This window comes from Desulfosarcina sp. (assembly GCF_041551955.1).
GTDB lineage: Bacteria > Desulfobacterota > Desulfobacteria > Desulfobacterales > Desulfosarcinaceae > Desulfosarcina.
On sequence record NZ_JBFELV010000512.1, the window covers coordinates 1 to 3,360 of the forward strand.

Genomic DNA, 3,360 nt, shown 5'->3' on the forward strand with positions numbered 1-3,360 from the left:
ATCTGAGCTCGAATGTGATATCTTCAATAATCAGGTAGATATCAGCCTTGGCAATTTTCAACGATATTCGATAAGTATTTTATCTATCGTCCCGCCGTAGAACAGCCCGGTAACTACTCGCATTGCCACTAAACCGCAAAACTTATTTATGATGACGTTGACAGAGCGGGATGATTGATAAAATAAGAATGGTCGAAGCCGCCTGGCTGACGTTTCGGCACGATATTTTAATATGGGTTTTGTAATCGTGCGGTTCACTGCCACAAGGCTGCGTGGTGGTATTTTTGGTGATGGGTCTCGGGTATCCCGGATAATTGTTCATCGAGCTGGTCACCACAATATACATTTTGATTCTTTTTTCTCACCATATAGAGAGACTTCAGCAGGATCAGCGCGTACTTCACCTGCGGTTATTCCAAGAACCGATTTTAATATCAACCAATCTGACTAAGCTGCCGCGTAAGCCAGGGGGTTTGGCGGTCGTGCCAACCCTTTGGGGATCTGTCTGAACAGCTGCATTTTGCCCTTTTTACAGCAGGGGCAGACCGTAATGTCGATGCCAGTGAGTTGCTGCATCATCACTTCAACGGGAGCCACGGTTTTGTCTGGAGGCTCGGACAGGCCCATCAATTGACGGATGGCGGTCAGGTTTGCCGATCGGTTCCGGTTGGCTAAAAACCCGTAATGCCGGATGCGGACAAAGCGCTTGGGCAGGCTGTGCAGTAAGAACCGCCTGATGAACTCGACGGCAGTGATCGTGAGCGACTCGGTTTGCTTTTTCTTGCGGTTTTTAAAGGTGAACGTCACCATACCGTCCCCAAGCGCCTTGATGCGACTGTTGGCAATGGCTACGCGATGAGTATAGCGTGCCAGGTATTCCAGTACGTGCTCCGGTTGTTTGACCGGTTCACGCACGTCGATGATCCAGGGTTTATCATACAGCCTGGCTTTCAACTGGCGATACTGATCCCCGGTAAGCTTGATACGCTCCCGCTGACAGGCTATTTTCATCAGGTCCATGAACTTGCCGCGGAACACTAATGACAGCGCCCTTTCGTTGAACAGGTAGTTGCCTTTGCAGGGTATCCAGCATGAACCATCTGGAGAGACCGCGCCACCGGCCACCAGACAGTGCAGATGAAAGTGGGCGTTTAGCTTCTGGTCCCAGGTGTGCAGCGTGGCAATAAAGCCCAGTTTTCCGCCAAGGGCATTATCACCGAAGGTCAGCAGGGTTTGGGAGGCGGCTTTAAACAGGATCGTGAACATCACCTTTTTGTTGTTCAAGATAACGGCATTGAGCGCATGCGGCAGGGTAAAGACGACATGGAAATAGTCGGTGGATAAAATCTCTCGTTTTCTTTGTTCCAACCACCGTTCGCGCGGCATATGCTGGCATGTGGGGCAGTGGCGATTGCGGCATGAATGGTAGGCGATGCGCATGGCACCACATTGATTGCAACGATCGATATGGCCGCCGAGATATTCAGTCCGGCAGTTCAACAGGTCATAGACGATTTTACGGTGTTCCCACCACAGTGGATACTGTTTCTGATAATGGGCAATATGTTTTTTTAGAATTTGGGCGACCGCCAGTCGTCTGGCTTCAGGTTTGATGACCGGGGCCATGGGTACGATCCTCCTTGCTTGCATGATCCATGTCTATAAGGTCCAACGGACTGGGAACCTTGGACAGGGTTTCGCGGCTCACATGCAGGTAGATCATGGTGGTCGTGAGTCTGGAATGGCCCAACAGCACCTGGATTTTACGGATGTCGTACCCGGCCTCCAACAGATGGGTGGCGAAGCTGTGCCTCAGGGTGTGAATACCATCGCCGTTTTTCACACCGACCTTTTTGCGGGCCTTCTCGTAGATGGACCGCACCGTTTCATAAGATAACGGTTTGTTCTCATTTTTCTTGTAAGTCGATTGGAACAAGTAGGTTTGCGGACGGCAGGCCTGATAGTAGTGGCGCAGTTCCGCAAGAAGCTTTTTCGACAGCATGGTGTAGCGATCCTTGCGCCCCTTGCCACCTATGACCTTGATCAGCATCCGTTGGCTGTCGATATGGTCAGGCATTAATCGCCTGGTTTCACCGACCCTTAGTCCTGCCGAGTAGGTGGTCATCAGGATCAGCCGGTGTTTCAGGTTGCCCGGGGCACAGATAATTTTGCCGACCTGCCGTTTGGTGAGCACGCTGGGAAGCTTGCGCGGCGTTTTTGGCAGACTGAAACCAATGGATATCTGCTGGCCTAAAATGTGTTTGTAGAAAAACCGCAGGCCGGTTAATGTTATGCAGCACGTTGCAAGCGCGTTTCCCTTTTCGTTTTTCAGATACAGCAGATAATCCTCGATCATCTCTTCGGTGATGGTTTCCGGTGACTGCCGGTAGTGCTTGGCCAGCTTGGTAACGGCGTTAAGGTAGGATCGCCGGGTGTGAGGGGAAAGGTTCTTCAGATCCATAGCCCTGATCATTTTTTGACGCAGTGGTGTCATGGTCTACCTCCTTGGTTTGGGGTTAAACAAACTCAAAAAGGTAGTTTACACGATCAAGTAATGGAGAGTACGGACGTGGAGGGCTCGATGGAAAAGTAACTACGGTGGGTCAGGAGGGTGAACTGCCGCGAAGCGGTTTCGTCCGATCGAAAATAATCACAACGGGCCAAATCTAACCAAAACGGGGACTCAGGTGGAACCATAAGGATCACCATAACATATCAGTTAAATTTATATAAATTCCAGTTCCTTAGGTCGTCTCCTTACATCTCAGGTCGCCACATTTCTGTGATAAATTCTTTTCCCTGATGTAATCTGCACCGAACTGGAAATTCGGCAACCCCCATACTTAGCGGTGCTTGGAATTGACCCACGATCCACCGTACCGGAAACGTATGGCAAGCTAAGCTAACTTTTTAAGTTGCTAAGAATATACAGGTTTCATCAAATTCAACCATCCATTTACAACTGCAGGGGACTGTATTTCAATTAAGCAGTCTCTCCAATTTGATAAAAATTGAATGGAGATCCTTTTTTTAAGATACCATTTCGGTATGTATTGGTATGTAATCGCCACCTATCCAGAATTCCGCCGAACACAATATATAGAGGAACATCGGTCCGGCTTCCATTCTTGAATTAATTAGGATATCTTGACAACGCAATATCGAGCTCCTATCCTATACAAGATAGGGAATTTCTACTCAGAGTACAGCCAAGATTTAATGACATTCGTGTACCACTTCTGAGCCAAGCCTTCTCTTTACCTCGGTACATTTTTATCCCTATTTACCGTAGCTGAGTATTTAGCGCGAAGTAACTTTTCCACCAGAATTTGAAAGTGCCGCTGCTTGTCCTTGTTCCCG

The 3,360-nt window shown here is 48.8% G+C and carries 2 protein-coding genes; both read right to left on the bottom strand.

Going from position 1 to position 3,360, the window contains the following annotated elements; translation table 11 throughout:
* Nucleotides 1–447: 447 nt before the first annotated feature.
* Nucleotides 448–1,626: an IS91 family transposase gene (locus ABYV26_RS23340; protein WP_372683755.1), complete on the bottom strand. Its 1,179-nt coding sequence runs from the start codon at nucleotides 1,624–1,626 to the stop codon at nucleotides 448–450.
* Entirely contained in the window at nucleotides 1,604–2,494 is an 891-nt protein-coding gene (locus tag ABYV26_RS23345; protein ID WP_372683756.1) for a tyrosine-type recombinase/integrase, read from the bottom strand. Before ABYV26_RS23345 ends, ABYV26_RS23340 begins: the two co-directional genes overlap by 23 nt.
* Nucleotides 2,495–3,360: the final 866 nt, after the last annotated feature.

Bases quoted from the DNA above. Each gene is read 5' to 3' on its own strand.
- ABYV26_RS23340 (WP_372683755.1), bottom strand. From the start codon at position 1,626: ATGGCCCCGGTCATCAAACCTGAAGCCAGACGACTGGCGGTCGCCCAA.
- ABYV26_RS23345 (WP_372683756.1), bottom strand. From the start codon at position 2,494: ATGACACCACTGCGTCAAAAAATGATCAGGGCTATGGATCTGAAGAAC.